This window comes from Ruegeria sp. HKCCD7559 (assembly GCF_013110575.1).
In the GTDB taxonomy this organism is placed as follows: Bacteria; Pseudomonadota; Alphaproteobacteria; order Rhodobacterales; family Rhodobacteraceae; genus Ruegeria.
Genome location: NZ_WVQU01000008.1, coordinates 114,882 through 137,821, shown reverse-complemented (window position 1 = coordinate 137,821; position 22,940 = coordinate 114,882). Strand labels below are relative to the sequence as shown.

Annotated in this window: 26 protein-coding genes; 14 read left to right on the top strand and 12 right to left on the bottom strand. The window is 58.1% G+C overall.

The window, feature by feature from the left end; all coding sequences use genetic code 11:
- On the top strand, positions 1-190 hold a 190-nt coding region (locus GS605_RS20960), incomplete at its 5' end, for a hypothetical protein (RefSeq protein WP_210093764.1).
- Here the strand turns inward: GS605_RS20960 and GS605_RS18035 are convergent.
- Together GS605_RS18035 and parC are read right to left on the bottom strand one after the other, a co-directional pair.
- Positions 168-761, bottom strand: a complete 594-nt coding sequence (locus GS605_RS18035) for a hypothetical protein (RefSeq protein WP_171637519.1) — start codon at positions 759-761, stop codon at positions 168-170. The genes GS605_RS20960 and GS605_RS18035 overlap by 23 nt on opposite strands.
- Before the next feature lie 96 nt (positions 762-857).
- Positions 858-3,206: a DNA topoisomerase IV subunit A gene (gene parC / locus GS605_RS18030; protein WP_171724866.1), complete on the bottom strand. Its 2,349-nt coding sequence runs from the start codon at positions 3,204-3,206 to the stop codon at positions 858-860.
- Between the two features lie 203 nt (positions 3,207-3,409).
- Between parC and GS605_RS18025 the strand changes: the two genes are divergently transcribed.
- The 6 genes from GS605_RS18025 (at position 3,410) to GS605_RS18000 (ending at position 7,670) form a co-directional block, all read left to right on the top strand.
- The gene (locus GS605_RS18025; RefSeq protein WP_253283344.1) at positions 3,410-4,039 is read left to right on the top strand and encodes an SH3 domain-containing protein; all 630 of its coding nucleotides are present in this window, start codon (positions 3,410-3,412) and stop codon (positions 4,037-4,039) included.
- A gap of 69 nt (positions 4,040-4,108) precedes the next feature.
- Positions 4,109-4,936 carry an SDR family NAD(P)-dependent oxidoreductase gene (locus tag GS605_RS18020; RefSeq protein WP_171724865.1) on the top strand — a complete coding sequence of 276 codons (828 nt, stop codon included), beginning with the start codon at positions 4,109-4,111 and terminating at the stop codon, positions 4,934-4,936.
- Positions 4,937-5,014: 78 nt separating this feature from the next.
- Entirely contained in the window at positions 5,015-5,218 is a 204-nt protein-coding gene (locus GS605_RS18015; protein WP_171637525.1) for a twin transmembrane helix small protein, read from the top strand.
- Positions 5,219-5,791, top strand: a complete 573-nt coding sequence (locus GS605_RS18010; RefSeq protein ID WP_152457109.1) for a cob(I)yrinic acid a,c-diamide adenosyltransferase — start codon at positions 5,219-5,221, stop codon at positions 5,789-5,791.
- 191 nt (positions 5,792-5,982) lie between these two features.
- Entirely contained in the window at positions 5,983-6,741 is a 759-nt protein-coding gene (locus tag GS605_RS18005; protein WP_171637528.1) for an electron transfer flavoprotein subunit beta/FixA family protein, read from the top strand.
- Positions 6,741-7,670, top strand: a complete 930-nt coding sequence (locus tag GS605_RS18000) for an electron transfer flavoprotein subunit alpha/FixB family protein (RefSeq protein ID WP_171637530.1) — start codon at positions 6,741-6,743, stop codon at positions 7,668-7,670. The genes GS605_RS18005 and GS605_RS18000 overlap by 1 nt, the downstream gene beginning before the upstream one ends.
- Positions 7,671-7,720: 50 nt before the next feature.
- Here GS605_RS18000 and GS605_RS17995 read toward each other — a convergent pair whose 3' ends face one another.
- Complete coding sequence (locus GS605_RS17995) at positions 7,721-8,524, bottom strand: DUF6473 family protein (protein WP_253283343.1); 804 nt, start codon at positions 8,522-8,524, stop codon at positions 7,721-7,723.
- A gap of 162 nt (positions 8,525-8,686) precedes the next feature.
- Between GS605_RS17995 and GS605_RS17990 the strand changes: the two genes are divergently transcribed.
- Complete coding sequence (locus tag GS605_RS17990) at positions 8,687-9,562, top strand: 3-hydroxybutyryl-CoA dehydrogenase (protein ID WP_171637532.1); 876 nt, start codon at positions 8,687-8,689, stop codon at positions 9,560-9,562.
- Between the two features lie 74 nt (positions 9,563-9,636).
- Here the strand turns inward: GS605_RS17990 and GS605_RS17985 are convergent, their stop codons facing one another.
- Genes GS605_RS17985 through GS605_RS17955 form a run of 7 tightly spaced genes read right to left on the bottom strand, consistent with a single transcriptional unit; the run spans position 9,637 to position 15,059 of the window.
- On the bottom strand, positions 9,637-10,536 hold the full coding sequence (locus GS605_RS17985) for a lysophospholipid acyltransferase family protein (protein ID WP_171724864.1): 900 nt from the start codon (positions 10,534-10,536) through the stop codon (positions 9,637-9,639).
- 39 nt (positions 10,537-10,575) lie between these two features.
- A complete protein-coding gene (locus GS605_RS17980) occupies positions 10,576-10,845 on the bottom strand; it encodes an HPr family phosphocarrier protein (RefSeq protein ID WP_152457104.1) in 270 nt (89 codons plus the stop codon).
- Positions 10,846-10,861: 16 nt separating this feature from the next.
- Positions 10,862-11,254, bottom strand: a complete 393-nt coding sequence (locus tag GS605_RS17975; protein WP_152457103.1) for a PTS sugar transporter subunit IIA — start codon at positions 11,252-11,254, stop codon at positions 10,862-10,864.
- The gene (gene rapZ / locus GS605_RS17970) at positions 11,251-12,132 is read right to left on the bottom strand and encodes an RNase adapter RapZ (RefSeq protein WP_171637535.1); all 882 of its coding nucleotides are present in this window, start codon (positions 12,130-12,132) and stop codon (positions 11,251-11,253) included. Before rapZ ends, GS605_RS17975 begins: the two co-directional genes overlap by 4 nt.
- Positions 12,129-12,599 carry an HPr kinase/phosphorylase gene (locus GS605_RS17965; protein WP_171724863.1) on the bottom strand — a complete coding sequence of 157 codons (471 nt, stop codon included), beginning with the start codon at positions 12,597-12,599 and terminating at the stop codon, positions 12,129-12,131. Before GS605_RS17965 ends, rapZ begins: the two co-directional genes overlap by 4 nt.
- 4 nt (positions 12,600-12,603) lie before the next feature.
- Complete coding sequence (locus GS605_RS17960; protein ID WP_171724862.1) at positions 12,604-14,322, bottom strand: sensor histidine kinase; 1,719 nt, start codon at positions 14,320-14,322, stop codon at positions 12,604-12,606.
- A gap of 32 nt (positions 14,323-14,354) precedes the next feature.
- On the bottom strand, positions 14,355-15,059 hold the full coding sequence (locus GS605_RS17955) for a response regulator transcription factor (RefSeq protein WP_171169148.1): 705 nt from the start codon (positions 15,057-15,059) through the stop codon (positions 14,355-14,357).
- A 343-nt stretch (positions 15,060-15,402) separates the two neighbouring features.
- Here GS605_RS17955 and GS605_RS17950 point away from each other — a divergent pair, with 343 nt between their 5' ends.
- The 3 genes from GS605_RS17950 to GS605_RS17940 all read left to right on the top strand — a co-directional run bounded on the left by GS605_RS17950 (position 15,403) and on the right by GS605_RS17940 (position 18,229).
- A complete protein-coding gene (locus GS605_RS17950) occupies positions 15,403-17,001 on the top strand; it encodes a phosphoenolpyruvate carboxykinase (RefSeq protein WP_171724861.1) in 1,599 nt (532 codons plus the stop codon).
- Between the two features lie 358 nt (positions 17,002-17,359).
- Positions 17,360-17,650: a hypothetical protein gene (locus GS605_RS17945; protein ID WP_171724860.1), complete on the top strand. Its 291-nt coding sequence runs from the start codon at positions 17,360-17,362 to the stop codon at positions 17,648-17,650.
- A gap of 24 nt (positions 17,651-17,674) precedes the next feature.
- Positions 17,675-18,229: a hypothetical protein gene (locus tag GS605_RS17940; protein WP_348539545.1), complete on the top strand. Its 555-nt coding sequence runs from the start codon at positions 17,675-17,677 to the stop codon at positions 18,227-18,229.
- 4 nt (positions 18,230-18,233) lie between these two features.
- On the opposite strand, the gene GS605_RS17935 is transcribed toward GS605_RS17940, so the two are convergent.
- The gene (locus GS605_RS17935; RefSeq protein ID WP_171724859.1) at positions 18,234-18,998 is read right to left on the bottom strand and encodes a sulfite exporter TauE/SafE family protein; all 765 of its coding nucleotides are present in this window, start codon (positions 18,996-18,998) and stop codon (positions 18,234-18,236) included.
- A 144-nt stretch (positions 18,999-19,142) separates the two neighbouring features.
- On the opposite strand from GS605_RS17935, the gene GS605_RS17930 reads away from it, so the two are divergent.
- From GS605_RS17930 to GS605_RS17920, 3 genes are all read left to right on the top strand, one after another.
- Positions 19,143-20,834 (top strand): acyl-CoA dehydrogenase family protein, encoded by a 1,692-nt coding sequence (locus GS605_RS17930; protein WP_171724858.1) that lies wholly within the window; start codon positions 19,143-19,145, stop codon positions 20,832-20,834.
- Between the two features lie 252 nt (positions 20,835-21,086).
- A complete protein-coding gene (locus GS605_RS17925; protein WP_171637548.1) occupies positions 21,087-21,641 on the top strand; it encodes a hypothetical protein in 555 nt (184 codons plus the stop codon).
- A gap of 40 nt (positions 21,642-21,681) precedes the next feature.
- Entirely contained in the window at positions 21,682-22,074 is a 393-nt protein-coding gene (locus GS605_RS17920) for an META domain-containing protein (RefSeq protein WP_171637551.1), read from the top strand.
- On the opposite strand, the gene recO is transcribed toward GS605_RS17920, so the two are convergent.
- Positions 22,058-22,783, bottom strand: coding sequence for a DNA repair protein RecO (recO, locus tag GS605_RS17915; RefSeq protein WP_171169330.1), 726 nt, complete (start codon positions 22,781-22,783; stop codon positions 22,058-22,060). The two genes, GS605_RS17920 and recO, sit on opposite strands and share 17 nt — an antisense overlap.
- Between the last annotated feature and the right edge of the window lie 157 nt (positions 22,784-22,940).

Sequence of the window (22,940 nt, the reverse complement as noted above, 5' to 3'; positions counted from 1 at the left end):
CAATCGTGCCGATGTTGACGTGCGGTTTTGTACGCTCAAACTTTTCCTTTGCCATTCCTCAGGCGCCCTTTTGCGATTTGGGGGACCCTTGGTCCCGTGGTTACATCTGCGCGCGCGAGATATTTGGTTCAAAGGGGAAAATCAAGCACATCCTGAGGGAAAAGCGCTTATCCTGCCGGATTTTGCGTGACCTCGACAGATTCCAACGGCTGGATAAGGTCCGGCCGTTTGTCGAACCAACCATTTTCCTTGTGCTCTTCAGCCAGCCATTCCTCGACCCGGTCGGCTATCTTGAGGGCCAGACCGCTCATCTGTTCTTCTTTTGTGCGCTCATGCCCCGATCCTTTGAGGGCACTTCCGCCGGTGGTGTCTTCCAGCACCTGGAATTGCTTACCCTTGGCCAGAAACTCTTTTTTCTTCACGTCATAGACGTTGACCAACACAATCGCAGTGCTTTTGGGGTTGTAGATCACAGGGATCCCCGGCGGGGCCAGCATGTAACCTTCAAGGCTGATGCCAAGGTCATATTCCTGTGAGCCTTCGTAACGCCCCAAACGAATATCAACCGCGTTCTGGATCGCTTTTGTCCATTCGTCAGGTGTGGCGTCCCGCGATACAGGTCCCTGAACGGCCTTGTCCGCAAAGGCATAATTCACACGAAGCTTGAATTCTCCGAGGGATTCAGGCGGCTCATACACCTGTGTCTGTGTGCAAGCGGCCATCAGGGCCAGTCCGGTGATCAGCGTCAGAATGCGCAACATGTGTCGTCTCGATAGGCCTGTTTTTTGTTGATCTAGCGCACCGATACGGGTTGTGCAAAGCCGTATCGGCGGAAATTCACCCGCGCAGCAGCGCGATCACGAAAACTTATAGTCGCGCGGGAAGCCATAGGGCGGTTTTTTCCCGACACTGGCGCGTTTTGCCAGCCATTGCGTCATATCCGCCTCATGTCGGGTCTTGTCGCCGCCCATGGACCATTTGAGACCGTCTTCCCAGTTGAACGTCGTGATGTCGGACAAGCCCCCATCCAGCTCAAGCGTTCCCTGACGGCCCCGCGCCATATTGTATTTCTGCAAACGCACGCCCTTGCCGCGACCCATCTCTGGCAGTTCTTCCGTGGGGAAGACCAGGAATTTGCCGTTTTGGGACACGACAGCGACATGATCGCCTTCCACAGGCTTACAGATCATGGCCGTCTCATCACCCTTGACGTTCAGCACTTGTTTGCCGTTGCGCGTCTGCGCCAGCACGTCATCTTCCGGCACCATAAAGCCGTTGCCCGCGTCCGAGGCCACCAGCAGCTTGCGCCCCGGCTTGTGGATCAAGATGTCGATGATCTGCGCCTCGTTGGGCAGATCCACCATCAGGCGCAAGGGCTCGCCCATGCCGCGCCCGCCGGGCAGGTTGGCTGCGCTGACGGTATAGAATCGGCCATTCGAGGCAAAGACCAGCAACCGGTCGGTCGTTTCCGCGTGGAAGATGAAACGCGGGCCGTCGCCGTCCTTGAACTTCAACTCTCGCTTCAGGTCGATATGGCCGGTCATGGCGCGAATCCAGCCCATCTGCGAGCAGACGACCGTGATCGGCTCTTTGTCGATCATCGCCTCAAGCGGAACTTCTTCAACCTGTCCGGCCTCGGCAAACCGGGTGCGGCGCGCACCGCCTTCATAATCTTTGCCAAAGGTCTTTTTCGTCTCTTTCAATTGCTCGGCAATCTTGGCCCATTGCAGGGCGGGATCGGCCAGCAGATCTTCGAGATTGGCGCGTTCTTCCATCAGCGCGTCGCGTTCGCGAACCAGCTCCATCTCTTCCAGACGGCGCAAGGAGCGCAGGCGCATATTGAGGATGGCGTCGACCTGAACTTCCGACAGCTCGCCCTCGCCCGGCTTAGGCGTGACGTAGTCAGATTCGTCGGTGGCGCGAACGTGGTCGATGCCCCAATCCTCGCGCATCAGCGCGGCCTTGGGGTCGTCGTCATAACGGATGATGTCGATCACACGGTCGAGGTTCAGGAAGGCGACGATAAAGCCTTCGAGCACTTCCAACCGGTGGTCGATCTTGGCCATGCGGTGACGCGAGCGGCGCAGCAGCACCTCTTGCCGGTGATCGAGGAAGGCTCGCAAAACTTCCTTCATCGAACAGACCTTGGGCGTCACCCCATCGATCAGCACGTTCATGTTCAGGCTGAACCGCACCTCGAGGTCCGAGTTGCGGTATAACATGCCCATGAGCACCTCGGGGTCCACGTTCTTGGAGCGTGGCTCGAGGATCAGACGGATATCGTCGGCGGATTCGTCGCGCACATCTGCGAGGATCGGGATTTTCTTGGTCTGGATCAGTTCCGCGATCTTTTCGATCAGCTTGGATTTCTGAACCTGATAGGGAATCTCGGTCACCACGATCTGCCACTGGCCACGGCCCAGATCCTCGACCTCGAACTTGCAGCGCAGTCGGAACGAGCCGCGCCCGGTGCGATAGGCTTGCGCGATGTTCTCGGGCGGTTCGACGATCACGCCACCGGTCGGAAAATCCGGGCCGGGGACATAGTTCAGCAACGTGTCGTCCCGCGCGTCCGGTGTTTTGATCAGGTGCAGGCAGGCGTCGCAAAGCTCCGAGATGTTGTGCGGCGGGATGTTCGTGGCCATGCCGACGGCGATACCGCTGGCGCCGTTGGCCAAAAGATTCGGAAACTGCGCAGGCAGCACCACAGGTTCGGTCAGCGTGCCATCATAGTTGTCGCGGAAATCCACGGCGTCTTCGTTCAGACCTTCCAGCAGCGCCTCGGCCACGATGGTCATCCGCGCCTCGGTATATCGCGAGGCCGCCGGATTGTCGCCGTCGATATTCCCGAAATTCCCCTGCCCGTCGACCAGCGGGTAACGCACGTTGAAGTCCTGCGCCAGGCGCGCCATTGCGTCGTAAATCGCGGCGTCGCCATGCGGGTGGTAATTGCCCATCACGTCGCCGGAAATCTTGGCGGATTTGCGAAAACCTCCGGTTGCGCTGAGTCGCAGCTCTCTCATCGCAAAGAGGATTCGCCGGTGCACCGGCTTCAATCCGTCCCGCGCGTCCGGCAGGGCGCGGTGCATGATTGTGGACAGCGCATAGGTCAGGTAACGCTCGCCTATCGCGCGGCGCAGCGGTTCTGCAACCTCACCCCCGTGGTCGGGGGCCTCCATGTTGGGGTCGTCGATCGTATCGTTCATATATGATGTGATACGACGCAAGAACGCCTTGGTAAAGCAAGCAACGCGTATTTTACTGGGGACAAGTCGGGCTTTTTGCAACAGGGGGAGGCAAGTCGGTGTTTTCCCCGAATTTTCGACTCTGCCCTTCTATTATGCTACCATTCCAACAATTGAATGATTGCTGCCTTTTTTGTTGTTACGATTGAATTGGGGGATGCGCCATGACGCGCCTTGTACTTGTTACTTTTGCCGCACTCGGCTGGGCTTTTTACGTGATGAGCGGAGGTCCGGACTTTGAGCCGCGCGGGGTCCGCACAGCGGAGCCCGAGCGTGTTGCCATTGTCCCGAAACCTTCAAGACCAGCTATCGAACCCGCGCCCGCGGAAACGTTGGTCGTGCGCGCCGCGGTGAAGCCTCCGGCGCCGGTCGCACCGGTCACTGAACCTGTCGCCGAATTGGACGAAGCAGAAACCAAAGCGCTGTTGTCGCAAGTCGCGACTGGTCTGAAGGCAAACCCCTCACTGTTCGCTGACGAAAACGTCACTCTGACCCTTGCGTCGCTGGAACAGGGTCTGGCCTCTCTCGAACAGGTCACCACCGACGCCGAGCTGCCAACGGTCGAACTGCCCGCCCCTGTCGAGGCCGCCAAGGATATCCGTGAAATTTCGGGAACCCGCGTGAACCTGCGCGATGGGCCGGGGACGATCTATCCGATCATCGGCAAAGCCAGGATCGGCCAGCAGGTTGAGGTATTTGGGGACTCAGGTACCGGCTGGTTGCGCCTGCGCGTGTTGCCGGGGCAACAGGTTGGGTGGATTTCGGCATCACTCGTCCGGAAAACAACGAACTGACATCGAAGTGTCATTGCCCTGCCGCAAACCCCGCCATAGCTATGGGCGGGGATCAGGCTCGGAAGGTATATGCAGAAATCGATTCTTATCACGGGATGCTCGTCAGGCATCGGTCTGGACGCGGCACACGGGATGCGTGCAAGAGGCTGGCGCGTTTTTGCATCCTGCCGCCAGCAACGCGACTGTGATCGCCTACGCGCACAGGGCTTTGAAAGCCCCAGAATCGACTACACTGATGCAGAGAGCATTACATCGGGCTTGTCCCACGTTCTCGAGGCTACAGGCGGCTCTCTGGATGCCCTTTTCAACAATGGCGCACATGGCTTGCCCGGCGCGGTTGAGGATGTTCCGACGGATGGCCTGCGCCATATATTTGAGACCAATGTCTTTGGTTGGCACGAGCTGACCCGACAGGTCATTCCCGTCATGCGGGAACAGGGTCATGGCCGGATTGTGCAGTGTTCCTCGGTTCTGGGTCTTGTCGCCTTCCCGTGGCGCGGCGCATATGTCGCCACGAAATACGCGATCGAAGGGCTGACCGACACGCTGCGGCTGGAACTTCGGGATACCGACATCCACGTCGCCCTGATCGAACCCGGCCCCATCACCTCAAAACTCCGGGAAAAGGCGATCCCATTGTTCGAGAAATACATCGACTGGGAAAACTCGGCCATTCGGGAGAAGTATGAAGGCTCACTTCTTAATCGCCTTTATGAAAGCAGTGGGCCAGACCGATTTGAATTGCCCGCCTCTGCCGTCACGGACAAGCTGGCTCATGCGGTCGAGGCCCGACGCCCCAAACCACGTTACTATGTGACCACTCCGACATATATCGCCGGGATACTGCGCCGCATTCTGCCTACAAACGCCTCTGATCGAATCCTTTCGGATATCTGAGACGATATTTCCCGTTCGCTTTTCGACGCCCTGACGCTAGATGGGTGGTAATCGAAAAAAACCGGACGGTGAGTTCAAATGAACCTTGTGATGGTCATTCTGCTTCTGGCTATGGCGGCAGTTGTCGTAGTGCTGGCCTTAGGCATCGCGAATTTCGGCAAAGGCGGCATGGAAGCGGCCAAGAAAAGCAACAAGATGATGCGCCTGCGCATTCTCTTTCAGTTCATCGCCGTGTTGCTGATCGTGCTTTTCGTGTATCTGCGCGGACAGGGAGTTCAATAAATGGTCGTACTCAACAAAATCTACACACGCACTGGCGATGACGGGAAAACCGCCCTGGGCAACGGAGAGCGCGTGGCAAAATATTCGGGCCGCGTTGCAGCCTATGGCACCGTGGACGAACTGAACGCTTTTGTCGGCGTGGCACGGACCGAGGCCGAAGGTGATGTCGAAACCGCGCTGTCGCGCATTCAAAATGACCTGTTCGATCTGGGTGCCGACTTCTGTCGCCCCGACATGGAAAAAGACGCCGAGGCCGATTATCCCCCCCTACGCATCGTGCCTGCCCAGATCGACCGGCTGGAAGCCGAGATCGACGCAATGAACGAGACGCTGGAACCTCTGCGCAGTTTCATCCTGCCCGGTGGCTCGCGCTTGGCAGCACATCTGCATGTCTGCCGGACCGTTTCGCGCCGGGCGGAACGGCTTGCGGTCGAGCTGACGAATATGGAGCCCGTCAACGACGTGGCGGTCAAATACCTCAACCGTCTCAGCGACTGGTTCTTTGTTGCAGCACGCTGCGCAAACGCAAACGGCAAAGACGACGTGTTGTGGGTTCCGGGCGCGAACCGCTGATCGCGAAATACAGAGTCGCGGGTAATATTCTTTCGCCACTTGGCAAAAAAATTGCAAAACGCGACGTCCCGACGCCATGACGTGACGATTTTGCTCTGTTGTGCCACTGCGGCAGGCGCTATCTAGTCGGTCGAGAGCATTGGTGGAGTCGCCTGCGCGGCTTACCGTTTTTTTGAGGAGAAAGCGCTACAATGAAGGTACTGGTGCCTGTCAAACGCGTGATTGACTACAATGTGAAGGTCCGCGTGAAAGCGGACGGTAGCGGTGTTGATCTCGCCAATGTCAAAATGTCGATGAACCCGTTCGACGAGATTGCGGTGGAAGAAGCTATCCGCCTGAAAGAAGCCGGCAAGGCCGACGAGGTCGTTGCTGTTTCGATCGGCGTGAAACAGGCGCAGGAGACGCTGCGCACGGCGCTGGCCATGGGGGCTGACCGCGCAATCCTGGTTGTGGCGACTGACGATGTACACACCGATATCGAGCCTCTGGCCGTTGCCAAGATCCTGGCCAAAGTGGTCGAAGAAGAGCAGCCCGGCATTGTTCTGGCAGGCAAGCAGGCGATCGACAACGACATGAACGCCACCGGCCAGATGCTGTCGGCGCTGTTGGGCTGGTCCCAGGGCACCTTCGCGTCCGAGCTGGACATCGAAGGCGACACCGCCAAGGTCACCCGCGAGGTCGATGGCGGCCTACAGACCATCAGCGTCAAGATGCCCGCCATCATCACCGTCGACCTGCGTCTGAACGAGCCGCGCTATGCCTCGCTGCCCAACATCATGAAGGCGAAGAAAAAGCCGCTGGACGAGAAAACCGCCGCCGATTACGGCGTCGACGTCACCCCGCGTCTGGAAATCGTCAAGACCGAAGAGCCGCCGGCGCGCGCGGCGGGCATCATCGTGGGCTCGGTTGACGAGCTGGTCGAGAAACTCAAAGAAGCGGGGGCTGTGTAATGGCTGTACTTCTGCTTGCCGAAGTGAACAACGGCGAATTGGCGATGGATGCGACCGCAAAGGCCGTGACCGCCGCGAAAGTGCTGGGCGACGTGACCGTTCTGGCCGCAGGCGGGTCTGCCGCTGCTGCCGGTGAGGCCGCCGCCAAGATCGACGGCGTATCCAAGGTTCTGGTCGCCGAAGACGCATCGCTGGGCCACCGCCTGGCGGAATCGACCGCAGCCCTGATCGTGGGCCTGTCCGATGGGTATGAGCACATCGTTGCCCCTGCCACCACCGACGCCAAGAACGTGATGCCGCGCGTTGCAGCGCTGCTGGACGTGATGGTGATCTCGGATGCCTCGGGCGTGGTCGATGGCTCTACGTTTGAGCGCCCAATCTATGCGGGCAACGCGATCCAGACCGTCAAGTCGAACGACGCCAAGAAGGTCGTCACCATCCGGACCGCCAGCTTTGACGCTGCCGGCGAAGGTGGTTCGGCCGCGGTCGAGACCGTGTCGGTCGGCGAGAACCCCGGCCTGTCGTCCTGGGTTGAGGACAAGGTGGCCGAAAGCGACCGTCCAGAGCTGACCTCGGCCGGCGTTGTTGTTTCGGGCGGCCGCGGTGTCGGCTCGGAAGAAGACTTCAAACTGATCGAAACCCTGGCTGACAAGCTGGGCGCTGCGGTTGGTGCGTCGCGTGCGGCCGTTGACTCGGGCTATGCGCCGAACGACTGGCAGGTGGGTCAGACCGGCAAGGTTGTTGCCCCAGATCTGTATGTCGCCGTCGGTATTTCGGGCGCGATCCAGCACCTGGCCGGCATGAAGGACTCGAAGGTCATCGTGGCGATCAACAAGGACGAAGAGGCGCCGATCTTCCAGGTCGCCGATTTCGGCCTGGTCGCAGACCTGTTCCAGGCGGTACCGGAACTGACCGAAAAGCTCGGCTGAACCGGATATCCGGATTGATCTGTAAAGGCCCGCCAACAGGCGGGCCTTTTTCAGTTCAGGTTCCGCAAGGCGATTAGCAGGTGTTCGGAAATTTCTCGATGCGCGGACGGGCCGATCATATGTTCCGCAATTGGCTGCTGAAGCGTTCCGAACATTACGTCTTCGAGAGCATCCGATCGCGCGGATACAGCGACCGAAACCTCGACGACATCTGCGCATAGCGGGCGTAGCTGTTCGATCATGGCGGCGTCGGGCACGATATGGTCGACATGCGATCCGGTTTGCCGCTGCACATGCAGCCAAAGCAGAACCACGCCGGGTTCGATCCGTTCTATCAAGTCCCCGGTGGCGCGTATCCAGACCTCTCGCAGCTCCTGCGTTACGACTTCAAATCGTGCGTCTTCTGTTGCGCTCAGCTGCTCCAACAAATGGCGCACAAAATGGATTTCCGTGAAGTCAACATCCGGGTACAGCCCCAGCAAGTCTGCGGTGGGTTCAAGGAACCGATCGTTGCGACGCGGGTGCACGCGGTAAAACCGGTTCGATTGACGCAGAAGATCGGGCACCTGCAACACGCACAGGTCTGACTGATTGACCAGATTCAGCACCCCCGGATCAGTGGACAACGCTTCGATTCCGCAAAACAGGCTGCCGAAGTTTACGCATGGCTTTCCCAATCGCTTCTCAAGCACGGCAGGAAACGGGTAATCGACGAATCTGCCGAAAGTTTCCTCTCCTCCCAGACAGGCCACATAGGGCTGGTTCAACGTGCCGGGTGGACCCCGGAACCAAAGTTTCGAGTTGGCATATTGGCAGGCGGACTCCCCGCCGCTGTTTGTCTGATGAAAGCTCATATCAAGCCCCCGTTTTCTCACCCGGTGCCATCTTGCGGCCTTAGATATTGAGATTTTCCTAATGCGCGCATTTGAAGCGAAATTGACCGCCTTGATCCTCTTGCCGCCTGCCCCGGTCTGCCGATACTGTCGCGGTATCCTACAGGGCAAAGGCAGCTGAACATGGAAGTTAAATCGGTCGGGGTGATTGGCGCGGGGCAAATGGGCAACGGCATTGCCCATGTTATGGCGTTGGCGGGATACGACGTCTTGCTGAACGATGTCAGCCAGGATGCTCTGGACAACGCCATTGCCACAATCGAAGGTAACCTGGCGCGGCAGGCGTCGCGTGGCAAAATCACCGAAGAGGCGATGAAGGCTGCACTGAAACGGATTACGACCACGCTTGAGTTGCCGAAACTGGGCCAAACCGATCTGGTTATCGAGGCAGCAACCGAGCGGGAAACGATCAAGCAGGCGATTTTCGAGGACCTGCAACCTCACCTGCTGCCGCATACGATTCTGACGTCAAATACATCCTCGATTTCCATCACCCGCCTGGCAAGCCGCACGGATCGGCCCGAACGGTTCATGGGTTTTCATTTCATGAACCCTGTCCCTGTTATGCAGCTGGTGGAATTGATCCGCGGCATCGCCACGGATGAAGAAACTTTCAAGGCCTGCAAAGCGGTGGTGGATCGGTTGGGCAAAACGGCGGCCAGCGCCGAGGACTTTCCGGCCTTTATCGTGAACCGGATCCTGATGCCCATGATCAACGAGGCTGTCTACACACTCTATGAAGGTGTGGGGAACGTTCAATCCATCGACCAGTCCATGAAACTTGGGGCGAATCATCCCATGGGCCCGCTGGAATTGGCGGACTTCATCGGGTTGGATACCTGTCTGGCGATCATGAACGTGTTGCATGACGGGTTGGCCGATACCAAATACCGCCCCTGCCCCCTGCTGACGAAATATGTCGAGGCCGGGTGGCTGGGGCGCAAGACCGAGCGCGGCTTTTATGATTACCGTGGTGAAGTTCCGGTACCGACACGCTGAAGGGGGCCAACCCCCTCGCCCGGACTTTGTCCGGGCTCACCCCCGGGATATTTTTGGCCAGATGAAGACGCGGGTCAGGTCTGTTCCGACTTGCCCAGAGACATGGTGTGATGTCTGAGCCAGGCCATAAAACCGCGCGGGTCGCGTTCCAGCAGTTCCATGTCGCGGTCTGAAATCGGTTCGCCGATCACCGGCGACTGAGGTTTGTTGCAGGATCGGACGATCTCGTGCAGCAACAATCCCTGCCGGAGAATTGCAGAGACACGGTTGGCGATCTGATACCAGCGCGAATTGCTGCCCGGAAAGAAAATCGGCACCACACGCGCGCCTGAACGGCGGATCATCTTGGCGGTGAACACGTTCCATTCCCGCTCGATCGCAGGCCCGAACCAATCATCCGAGGACATCACAACACCGGATGGGAACAGCGCCACAACGCCGCCGTTTTTAAGATGTTCCATGGCTTTGCCGCGCATTTCCAGCATCTTGGCCTGCGCCTCGGGGTCATGTGGGAACGGAACCGGAATCATGAATGACGTGGCCGCTTCGTCCAGCCCTGTCAGGACCGAACGGGTCAGGATGCGGTAATCGCTGCGTACCCGGCCGATCAGTTCTGCCAAAATCATGCCATCGACCATACCGTGCGGGTGGTTCGCGACAACAACAACCGGGCCGGTCTTGGGAATGCGGTCAATCTGTTCCTGCGGTGTGGTCAGGTCGATTCCCATAGTCTTGAGGGCACCGCCCCAGAACCGCTGGCCGCGATAGTATTCGTTCTTTTTTTCGAACTTGTTGACCATGCGCAAAATGGTCAGCTTGCCTGTGCACCACTCGATTGCCCGAATGGCGGTCGCTGTCCAGGCATCGTCGAATGAATTCGCATAGGTCAGCGTTCTACGGTCGTAGATCTCACCCTGATCTGTGGTCCCATCCACCACCGGGTTTGTCTTGGTCTCGTGCGTCGTTTCCGCCAATTCCTGGTCTTCCCGTTCTTCCTGTCCCGGCGGGGTGGCTTAGAACCCCTCTCCGAACTTGTCGTTCACAAGCGTTTCCAGAGCTTCTGCCAATGCCTCAGCATCCGGCCCGGACGTCTCGACGTCAATAGTTGTTCCGCGCGATGCTGCCAACATCAAAAGGCCCATGATGCTGTCGCCCGATGCAGAAAGTCCGTCTTTTGACACCTCGGCATGTGCATCAAACCCCTCGACAACCTCAACCAGCTTTGCCGAGGCGCGTGCATGCAGGCCCTTTTCATTGATAATTTTCAGGCTTCGGCTCGTCATATTCAATAATCCGTTTTTAATCCAATGTCACATTCTGCGCATTGATGTACTTCCGTCCAGCCTCCATTGCCTGACGGACGGCATCACCAATGGGCAAGTGGCGACTTTTGGCCAATTTGATCAGCATCGGCAGGTTTGCCCCATACAGAATACGCCGATCCTGAGGCGCGCAGGCACGCAGGCTGAGATTCGAGGGGCTTCCGCCAAAGAGGTCGGTGACAACAACGACACCATCTCCGGTGTCCACTTCGTCCGCGGCACGGCAGATTTCGGCCTGTTTTTCGTCCCGATCATGGTCAGCCTCGATCGCGACCGCCACGAGGCTGGCCTGTGGTCCGACCACGTGTTGTGTGGCGGCCAGGTATTCCTGAGCCAACCCACCATGTGCAACGATCACAATTCCGATCAATCCGACCTCACATTCAACGACCGACGTTCCATCTCGCGATGCCTAATTGCCACCTGCTGCCCGTCTTCCGCAAGGGCCTTTGCAACGGCCTCTGCCAGGGCAACTGATCTGTGCTGGCCCCCTGTGCACCCAAACGCCACGGAAAGATGCGCTTTGCCCTCGGCCCGAAAAGCCGGCAGCAACAGGGTCAGCAAGTCCAGCACACGTTCAAAAAACGGTAAGTAGTTAGCGTCTGACTGCACATAGTGCGCAACGTCAAGGTTTCGACCATCTGCTGCGCGAAATTCCGGGCGCCAGTACGGATTCGCCAGAAATCTGCAATCGAACACCATGTCCAATCCACGCGGCAGACCGCGTTTGTAAGAAAAGGATTCGATGGAAACCGCCAGATGCCGCCCGCCTTGCGGGGCGAACCAGTTCTCGACCTCTTCCCGCAGCTGATGCACGTTCAGAAGGCTGGTGTCGATCAGTGTATCCGCAATCTCACGTATCGGCGCCAGCAGCTCTTTTTCGCGCTGAACGCCGGTTTCCGGGCTGGCATTCTTGGCGACGGGATGCCGCCTTCGGGTTTCTGAAAACCTACGCACCAGAACATCATCACTGCAATCCAGGTACAGAACCGTCAGATCGACCTGCGCCAAACGGCCCAGCTTTTCAGCCAATTCTATGAAACCGATCGTCGAAAAATCACGGTTGCGGGCATCTATACCCAAAGCCATCGGACGGTCGCTGTCAGCACTGTCGAGCAAGCGCGACAAAAGACCCATCGGCAGATTGTCGATGGCTTCAAAGCCCAGATCTTCCAGCACATGAATGGCTGTGGATCTGCCTGCCCCAGAGGGCCCCGTGACAAGTACGATCCGTCTTTGCGATGTCATGTGTTCGGCCATTCCGGGTTTACGTGCCCATTTCCTAGAAGCTGCATCATCGCTACAGCCAAGTTGGGCACGCCCGCGCCCCTAAGCAAGGGAACAGTTTGCCTCAGCACGGAAACCGTCAAAGGGTCGGGCAGACGCTCGGGCTCAGGCTGATCCAGATCCACCACGTAATCCAGCGGAACCGGACCGCTAGGTTCGGCTTTGATCAGGCCAATTTGGCGCGCCTCGATCAAACCGCGGATCTGCGATACGGCCGAAGCGATCACCCGATTCTGCTGCATCTCTAGATTGACTCGGTCATCGGCGACCAGTTTCGCGCCGAACGCCATCATTTGCAACGCCAGCCCGGACTTCCCTGTGCCGGACGCACCGATGATCAAAAGCCCGCGTCCGGCAACCGAAACGCAGGAGGCATGAACACAGGCGCTGTCCTGATCTTTCGCGAGTGACAACGAATCAATATGCATGGATTTAGACGGGCAACCCCACGACAAAGCGGGCACCCAGCGGATCCGATGTGATATCGGCCTCTGTCGGGCGGATGTTCTCAGCCCAGATCACCCCGCCATGCGCTTCGACAATCTGCTTGGAGATCGCCAAGCCGAGACCCGAGTTATTGCCGAAATGTTCCGCCGGACGCTGCGAGTAGAAACGCTTGAACACTTTGGTAAGCGCCTGTTCGGGAATCCCCGGGCCAGTGTCTTCGACAACCACCAGCACGCGGTTGTCCCGCTGCCGGACCCAAACGCGAATTGCGTCATTTTCCTCGCAGAACGAAATGGCGTTGGTGATCAGATTGACAAAGACCTGCGCAAGACGCGCTTCCAGCCCGTTGATCACAATTGGCTCAGAGGGCAGATCCGTAATGTAATCGATGCCCTTGGAGCGTGCATCTTCACCCAGATACTGGCCGAGATTGCCCAGCAGCTTAAGCAGGTCAAAGGGCTGCTCTTCTTCCTTGACCAGTTCCGCATCCAGACGCGACGCATTTGATATGTCGCTGACCAGCCGGTCCAGACGCCGTACGTCATGCTCGATCACGTCCAGCAGCTTGTCGCGCTGATCCTCGCGCTTGACCATCCGCAGCGTTCCCACGGCGGATTGCAGGCTGGCCAGCGGGTTTTTGATTTCATGGGCGACATCGGCGGCAAACTGTTCGTTTGCGTCGATCCGGTTGTAGAGCGCGGTCACCATACCCCGCAAAGCGCGGCTGAGACGTCCGATTTCATCAGGACGGGCGCTGAGGTCGGGAATGCGGATGCGCCCGGGATTGACACCCGTGCCCCGGTCTTTGCCCATCTCTGCCGCGGATGCCAGATCGGCCAGCGGGTTCGCAATGGTCGAGGCCAGGACAAGGCTGAGGCCCACGGAAACCAGCAGGGCCACGACAAACATCTGAAGAATGCGCTCCTGCTCGCGGCGGGCAAGCGCGTCGATTTCACCAGCCGGGCCGGTAATCGCCACCGCGCCGGCGGGTACATCCTGATAAAGAACTGGTGCCGCAGCCACGATGACCGTCTCACCCGCGCCATCTTGTACCGCCTGCACCTGGCTTTGACCGGCAATCGCTTGTGGAATAATGGTCTGAACACGCTGCGCCAACGTCGGTGCCTCGGTGTCAGTCGACCAGTTCAGCAGGTTTGACAAACCCGTCCAAACGGCATTCAGCGTGTCGCTGATCACCGTACTGCCGGTCTGCATCTCGGCCTCGGATTGCAGAAGAACCGGCATGTCAGAGGCTTGCGGGGCACCACGTGTCCAGCCGATCAGCGTGCCACTGGCGTCATAAACAAAAACCTCGCCCCCTTCGGGTAAGGTGAGGCCAGACAGGGTATCCTTGACGTCCAGGTTCCCGGCATTCTGCCCGGATTGCTGTGCGCCCTGACGCAACTGGGTTTCAAAAACGTTGCTGACAAGTTGCGCATCGCCCAGCAGATTGCGGGCGGTCTGCTGAACCTTTTCTTTTCGCGAGTCGTCCAGATACAACAACCCAGTGACCAGGATCACCAGAGCGATCAGATTGAACGTGATGATTTTGCGCGCCAGAGGAGAACCACGCAGCGAAAACAGGTTTCTCCGCGATCGCTTTTCCCTTAGCTCCGCTGACTCGGGGTCCTGGGGAATGACCCAGTCATCCCCAAGAACGACGTCACCGTCGCGCAGTTCGCTGGCTTGTTCGGTGTCGCGCACGAGACCCCATTACCTCTTGCAGGCGGCGGCGCCTATTCTTCGTTGTACCGGTAACCGATACCATACAAGGTTTCGATCGCCGAGAACTCGGGATCAGCCGCGCGCATCTTTTTCCGCAGACGCTTTATGTGGCTGTCGATCGTCCGGTCATCCACATAGACCTGATCATCATAGGCGACATCCATCAGCTGGTCGCGGCTTTTGACGAATCCCGGACGTTGGGCCAGCGCCTGAAGCAGCAGGAACTCGGTCACGGTCAGGGACACATCATTACCTTTCCAGCTGACCGCATGGCGCAGCGGGTCCATCCGCAAGTCGCCGCGCTCCATGACTTTGGTGTCATTGCTGTTGGATGCGACCGCATCGCCGCTTGTCGCCTCTTGCCGGCGCAGCAAGGCCCGAATGCGTTCGACCAGCAGACGCTGCGAAAAAGGTTTCTTTACATAGTCATCCGCGCCCATGCGCAGGCCCAAAACCTCGTCGATCTCATCGTCTTTCGAGGTCAGAAAGATCACCGGCATCTGCGTCTTCTGACGCAGCCGTTGCAACAGATCCATGCCGTCCATCCGCGGCATCTTAATATCCAGAACAGCCATGTCCGGCAGTTTCTTGTTGAACGCATCCAACGCGGCCTGGCCATCATTATATGTTTCAACCTCGAAACCTTCGGCTTCGAGGGTCATGGATACAGACGTCAGAATGTTTCTATCGTCATCCACAAGTGCAATCTTTGACATCGGGCTCACCCCTATTCCTGCTCACTCGCGCAATAATTCGCTTATTTGTAAGGCATTGTTGGCGGTTTTAAGACGCCGAATCAATCCGTAACTGCGAATCATGCCTTTGTTGCGGCAGGTCTGCGGCAAATTTGCCTTTATGCCCGCAAAAATCTGCCCGCTTTTCCGACATTGAATTTCTGATGGCGCTAAACCCGGACTTGGTTGCGCTAACTGCGTCAAACCCGCCTGTTCATGCCATGAACGACCGTGATAAGACGCGCTCAGCCGCCGGTTTTCCCGGCTCACTGCCCCAAAGGCGCAACGGCCAACGACCTTCGCGCCGCCACAGGAGAAGACACACATGACATCTGGACGGGTTAACCCGCAATTCCGCCTCGAAGATCAGGGCATCGAGGGTCTGGGCAATGTCTATTACAACTTCATGGAGCCGGCGCTGATCGAAGAGGCGCTGAAGCGCGGCGAAGGCACACTTGGCAATGGTGGAGCGTTCCTGGTTACCACAGGCAAGTTCACCGGCCGGTCGCCAAAGGACAAACACGTCGTCAAGACCGACACCGTTGCCGACACCATCTGGTGGGAAAACAATGCCGAAATGAGCCCCGAGGGCTTTGACGCGCTGTACGAAGACATGCTGGCTCACATGAAGGGCCGCGATTATTTCGTGCAGGACCTCGTCGGTGGTGCGGACCCGGCTTACGCAATCAATGTACGAATGGTTACCGAGCTGGCGTGGCACAACCTGTTCATCCGCCACCTTCTGCGTCGCCCGGACCGCGAAGATCTGGATGAGTTCACGGCCGATTTCACTGTCATCAACTGCCCCAGCTTTCAGGCCGACCCGGCAAAGCATGGCTGCCGCAGCGAGACTGTGATTGCGATGAACTTCGACCGCAAACTGATCCTGATCGGCGGCACTGAATATGCCGGTGAAAACAAGAAGTCCGTTTTCACCCTGCTGAACTACATGCTTCCTGAAAAAGGCGTGATGCCGATGCACTGCTCGGCCAACCATGCTGTTGGCAACCCGGTCGATACGGCCGTGTTCTTTGGCCTGTCCGGCACCGGAAAGACCACCTTGTCCGCAGATCCTTCGCGCATACTGATCGGGGATGACGAGCACGGCTGGTCCGATCGCGGCACCTTCAACTTCGAAGGCGGTTGCTATGCCAAGACCATTAACCTGAATGCCGAGGCAGAGCCGGAAATCTATGCCACCACTTCGAAGTTCGGAACCGTGATCGAAAACATGGTCTTCGACCCCGAAACCAAGGAACTGGATTTCGACGATGACTCGCTGACCGCCAACATGCGCTGCGCCTATCCGCTTGAATATATCTCGAACGCATCCAAAAGCGCACTGGGTGGTCACCCGAAGAATATTATCATGCTGACCTGCGACGCGTTTGGCGTTCTGCCTCCGATCGCGCGGCTGACGCCGGCACAGGCCATGTATCACTTCCTGTCGGGTTTCACGTCAAAAGTCGCCGGGACCGAACGCGGCATCACCGAGCCGCAGCCGACATTCTCGACCTGTTTCGGCGCGCCGTTCATGCCCCGTCGCCCTGAGGAATACGGCAACCTGCTGCGGGGCAAGATCGCCCAGCACGGCGCGACCTGCTGGCTTGTGAACACCGGCTGGACCGGCGGCGCCTATGGCGTGGGCAGCCGGATGCCGATCCGCGCGACACGCGCCTTGCTGACCGCCGCTCTGGAAGGGTCCCTGCGCGACGCCGAGTTCCGCAAGGATGCCAATTTCGGCTTTGACGTTCCAGTCTCTGTCCCGGGGGTTGCCGAAGTTCTGCTGGACCCGCGCCGTACCTGGGACGATCAGGCAGCCTTTGACAAACAGGCCGAAAAACTGGTGCAGATGTTTGCCGAGAACTTTGAACAATATCTGCCCTTCATTGACGATGACATCAAAGCCGTCGCAATCGGATAAATCAGGAAAAGGGGCCACAGCGCCCCTTTTTTACTACACTCACTGTGCTTCTCCCTAAGGTTGTTTGTCGCAAAAAGCACATACAATTGCGTTGTTTCAAAATGAAATTTGCGCTAGCCCTGATAATCGCTGAGACGAAAAAACCCGGCACTTTTGCGCCGGGCACTGACTGAAATTAGATTGGGGGTCGCTCATGTGCGCACACTCACAACGCTGGAGTGAGCAACCTAATCAGTCGCCTAGTCTAAGTAAATGGGGATGAGTGTCAACACGAGACCTGCTGACTTGCGCGTCATTCAGCATGGCTCAAACAGTCGCAATTAGGCGGCAAATGACACGGCAAACGATAGGTAACATTATGACTGAGATCTCGAAACTCACCGAACTGCGCAAATTGATGCAAAGCATGGAGCGCACTTTAGGCCTGGAAAAACTATCTCCGATTGAACGCGACATCTACTATGCCGCCGAAGAGCTTTCCAAGTCCGATCAGGAAGTGCGCACATTCGGCCTGATCGAGCACACGTTGGTTCAAAGTGTTTCGCGCCCAACATTCTTTCGCGCACTGAAGTCGCTGGTCGAAAAAGGCTATCTTTCTCAAAGCGGCAGCGCCAACCGGGGACGGTATATCGTTCATGCACCCAAATGATGCGATCCACCCGCGCAAGAGGCCGTGATTACTTTGCGCGGGTGGGCTACTGAAACGCTTCTGGCCTCATTGGCCTATGTGCTGGCGTCGTTCCTTACATTCGCCGTCCTCATGCCGTTGCAGAACGTGTTTTTCCCGGAATACCCAAGCAGGGCGAGCCTGTTGTTTCTGCCGCATGGCGTGCGGGTTCTGTCGGCGTGGCTGTTGGGGTGGCGCGCCGTTTTCGCATTGTTGCCCGGCGTGTTCATCGTTTTTGCCTATTTGGGTCAAACGGATGTGTTCCTGCCCAGCCGCCTGATGGCCATGGCGATTGCGGTTCTGACGGCCCCGATCGTGTTCTATCTTCTCAAGGCAATCGGGTGGGATCTGTTTCCCCGTCCGGATCGCAAACCCTGTTGGATATGTGTGATGGGCATCGGAATCGTAACGTCCTTCCTTGTCTCCGGGTTGACCAACCTGGCTTTTGGCAGCGCGACGGTGGAATATATCGCATTCCTGATCGGCGATATCTCGGGTTTGTTCTTTCTGATGCTGGGCCTGTATTTTGCTTTCCGGTTTGCCGACAAGCGCTCGGGCTGACGTGTTACCCCACCAAACCGCGTCGAAGCAGGTTCAGGCCCGCGATCAGCAATACCAACAAGGTCGCCTTGCGAAAGCTTGCCTGATCAATACGGTCCTGCAGCTTCATGCCGATCCACATCCCGGCCAGGGCCGGAACGATCAGGGCTGCCGAAAACTCAAGTGTTTCTGCATACAGAATGCCTGATCCAAGATGTGCGACCAGCAACAAAACCGCCCCCAAACCGTAGATTACGCCCTGAATTCGAATCTGTTCGGTCTTGGGGGTGTTCAGCGCTGTCAGATAGGCAACTGTCGGAGGCCCCCAAACTCCTGACATGCCGCCAACAAACCCCGCCACGCCACCTACCAGAGCCTCGACTGCGGTCGAGGGTTGGTTCAGCGCCATTCTGAACCCCAGAACTTGTAACAGAGCAAAAACTGACACAAAGCCGCCCATCAGAACCAGAAAGACAGACCCCGGGATCAATGCGACCAACTGTGCGCTCAGCAGCAGAAGAAGACCGCCAACAACAAGGAAAACCCGAAAGCGCCGAATCGAGGCAAACGCGGCGACACGGCCACCGCGAAGGGCCTGCAGCCCATTGGTCACCAGCGTCGGCAGGATAAGTCCCGCAAGGGTCAGATCCGGCGGCAGAAATGAATTCAACCCTGATACCAAAATCATGGGCATCGCGAAACCAACCATGCCCTTGACCCACCCAGAGGCAAACGCGATTGCCATGGCCAACAACAGTTCCTGCGGGGAAAGAATGGAGAACAGGGTCATGCCCCCTAGATATCATCTGGGTTTTCTTCTGCATTGCAAAAATGGTGGGGTAATTTTTGAACTTTTTCGCAGCGTAATAAGTATTTTTGTTGCGCTGCACGTGCAGCATGATATGACCAGACGACCGAGGAAAGGACGCGATTCATGGCCCACGACGGACAGGATATGACCGAGATGACAACTGCTGCAGTTTTGCCCGATCTTCTGAATTTGACCCGGGCTGCCCTACCCGCGGTAGAAGCTGTTTTTGAAAAAGCCCGTGAATCCGTGCGCGACATGGTCTCGGCGGATGGCCGTATCTCTGGCGCTCTGATCGAGGCAAACCAGACCGCCGCGCATGGCCTGGCCTGGCTGGCCACGTATAACCAGTCGCTGCAACAGATGCAGCGCTGGGCCGAAGCACTTCAGGCCGAAGGCAAGTTCGGCGAGGTCGAGCAGTTGCTTCACCAGATCGCCTTTGGCGAGTACCTGCATCAGGTCGCAGGCGGCATCCCGATGAACCAGGGCGAAGTCGTGCGCCTTCAGGATATGGGTCTCGGCTGGGATGCGCTGTCGGGCTTTCAGTCGTCCGAAGTACAGACCTTGATGGCGCAGGCGAATTCACAAGCCGCACGCAGCCGTTTGGTCGAGCTGATGCAAGATCAGGCCGGCGCCACAATGTTCGGCGCGTCGGGCCTGGACGAAGAACTGGAAATGATCCGCGACCAGTTCCGCCGCTATGCGCAGGAAAAGGTCGAACCGTATGCCCATGAATGGCACCTCAAGGATGAGCTGATCCCGCTGGAAATCATCGAAGAACTGGCGGAAATGGGCGTTTTCGGGCTGACCATCCCGGAAGAGTTTGGCGGTTTCGGACTGTCCAAAGCATCCATGTGCGTCGTTTCCGAAGAACTGTCGCGTGGCTATATCGGCGTCGGCTCGCTGGGCACGCGTTCGGAAATCGCGGCCGAGTTGATCATTGCCGGCGGTACTGACGAGCAAAAAGCCAACTGGCTGCCAAAACTGGCCAGCGCTGAAATTCTGCCGACGGCTGTCTTCACTGAACCCAACACCGGCTCGGATCTTGGCAGCCTGCGCACCCGTGCCGTGAAGGACGAGAACGGTGATTACCGGATCACCGGCAACAAGACCTGGATCACCCACGCCGCGCGGACCCATGTCATGACGTTGCTGGCGCGGACCGATCCCGACAGCACCGATCACCGCGGCCTGTCCATGTTCCTGGCGGAAAAGACACCCGGCACGGACGACAATCCCTTCCCCACCCCCGGCATGACCGGTGGTGAGATCGAGGTTCTGGGATACCGCGGCATGAAGGAATACGAGCTGGGCTTTGACGGCTTTCACGTCAAGGGTGAAAACCTGCTGGGCGGTGAAGAAGGCAAGGGTTTCAAACAGCTGATGGAAACCTTTGAAAGTGCCCGTATCCAGACCGCCGCGCGCGCCATCGGCGTGGCGCAAAGCGCGCTGGATATCGCCATGCAATATGCCATCGACCGCAAGCAATTCGGCAAATCGCTGATCAACTTCCCGCGTGTCTCGGGCAAGCTGGCAATGATGGCGGTCGAGATCATGATCGCGCGCCAGCTGACCTATTTCAGCGCATGGGAAAAAGACCACGGCCAGCGCTGTGATCTAGAGGCCGGTATGGCCAAGCTGCTTGGCGCGCGTGTGGCCTGGGCTGCGGCGGACAACGGGCTGCAAATCCACGGCGGAAACGGCTTTGCACTGGAATACAAGATCAGCCGCGTTCTCTGCGACGCGCGTATTCTTAACATTTTCGAAGGGGCGGCCGAGATTCAGGCACAGGTCATCGCACGACGTCTGCTCGGGTGACCCATTCCGGCAGCCCTGTTTCCCCGACTGGCCCGGCGCTTGCGCCGGGTCTTTTTCCTGTTTTGTACAATCTGTACGCGGTCCGAACCATGCAGAGTGTGTTTTGTACAAAACATACCATCGCCCCTCGTAGCCCGCGTGACGGTCACAAATGACCCACGTGTTTCAAAACTTCCCCCTTTGATCCCGCCCCTTTCACCGGTAGAGCATCAGCCGAACACGAGACGTCGAAATTAACTTTTGGGATACCGCATGACCCGATCTTTCCTTGCCATGTGTGCTGTTCTTGCGGCTCTTGCTCTGGCGGCTTGCACCACGTCTCAACCGACGGTGAGCCGGAACGATATTGATGCGCTGGCTCAGTCGATCCAGGCGCTCGGGTCGGATGTCGATCCGGCCGAGGCTCAGAGGGCGGCCACAATCGCCTATTCCTACTCGCAGCAGTTGGCACGGGATTGGAATGTCACCGACCCGGCTATCATCCACAACGCCAAGGTCATCAACGGGTTCCGCGAAAAGGGCCTGTGCAATGACTGGGCCGAAGCGATGACCAAACGCTTGCGGCAGGAAAATTTCCAGACGCTGGACCTGAACTGGGCCACGTCGCCGCCGACCCCGTTTCGCATCATCCACCATTCGGCATCGATCAGCGCCAAGGGGGACACAATGTATGACGGTATCATCCTCGACCCATGGCGCAACAGCGGTGCCTTGTTCTGGGCGCCGGTGCGTGAAGATACGCGCTATAACTGGAAACCCCGGCAGGAAGTGCGTGCGCAACTGCTGAACGGGTCTCTTCCTTACTGATCCGGTTCCAACAACATCCCCTATGCGCTAAGACCCAGCCATGACTCGTCTGATCCTGACCCTGCCCTTGTTGGCACTGTTCCAATGCGACAAGGACGAAACCGTCGCCGCCTATGGTGCGGCGGACCAGATTTGGGTGCTGCAGGAGATCGATGGTCAGCCCTATGAGGCGAGCGCTCTGCTGCGGTTTCCGGAAGAAGGCAGGATTGCCGGCAACGCTCCGTGCAACAGCTATGACGGAACACTCAACGCGCCTTACCCTTGGTTTGAGGTTCAGAACCTCAACGCGACGCGCGCCGCCTGCGCGGGACTCGAGGCGGAAGGGGTCTACTTTGCCGCCCTCATGGCCATGACCCAATCCGAGGTGTCAGGCAATGTTCTGATTCTGCGCAATGAGGACGGGCACGAGATGGTGTTCACAGCCGCCGAGTGACCTGATCCACGAACCGAGCCCGCGCTTCGGGCAGCGGATTATGCCCCAAAGACGGAGCAACGCGGTGCTCCAGGAAATATCCGGTTGTGCGCAGGGCCTCTGCGACCTCGGCATCGGGCGCAGTGCCCTCACCTCGCAGACAAGGCGGCAGAGGCAACAGCTTGTCAGCCCATTCCCCGGCGCCATTGGCGCTGACGGAACGGCCTGTTTTGGGGGATACATAGATCAATCCTTCGGTCACACCGGTCACGGCGCAGGCTGTCAGATCAAGGCCAAAGCCAAGTTCGTCAAGCAACGCGAGCTCCCATCGCAGATAGGCCAGAGGCCAGACCTCGTCCTGCCCCAACAGATCCATCAACTGTTCCGTCCGGGAATAAAGCGCGGGGTGTGGTTCCCGTTCGGGCAGACAAAAGGACAACAGCGAAACGACCGCGTTCAGCCCGGACAAGGCCAGCCGCCCTGAAAAAGCGGCTGCCGCACGGGACCGCAGGGGTTCGACCTGAAAGGTGCCGATATGTTCTTCCAGCCGCGCACGCCACAGCACGTCCAATTGCGCCCCAGGTTGCAGGATCGGCGCGATCTTGCGGCTGGTCCCGCCGCGCACCACACCTGCGTGGCGCCCGTGGCCTTCGGTAAAGACCTCGATGATCGCCGCTGTTTCACCATGGCGGCGTAATGTCAGGAGTATTCCGTGATCGCGCCAGTCCAAAACCTGACCCTGTTGCTGGTTTGGTTGGTTCGCAGAAAATCCCAAGCGACGTTGGCACGCAAGAGCGGAAGTGCTTCAACCCCTTTTCAGCGCGTGTTCTTTTCCGAAGCTGCCATAGTTTTGTGACTTCGCGCCACCCGGCTTGTGCGTGTTTTTA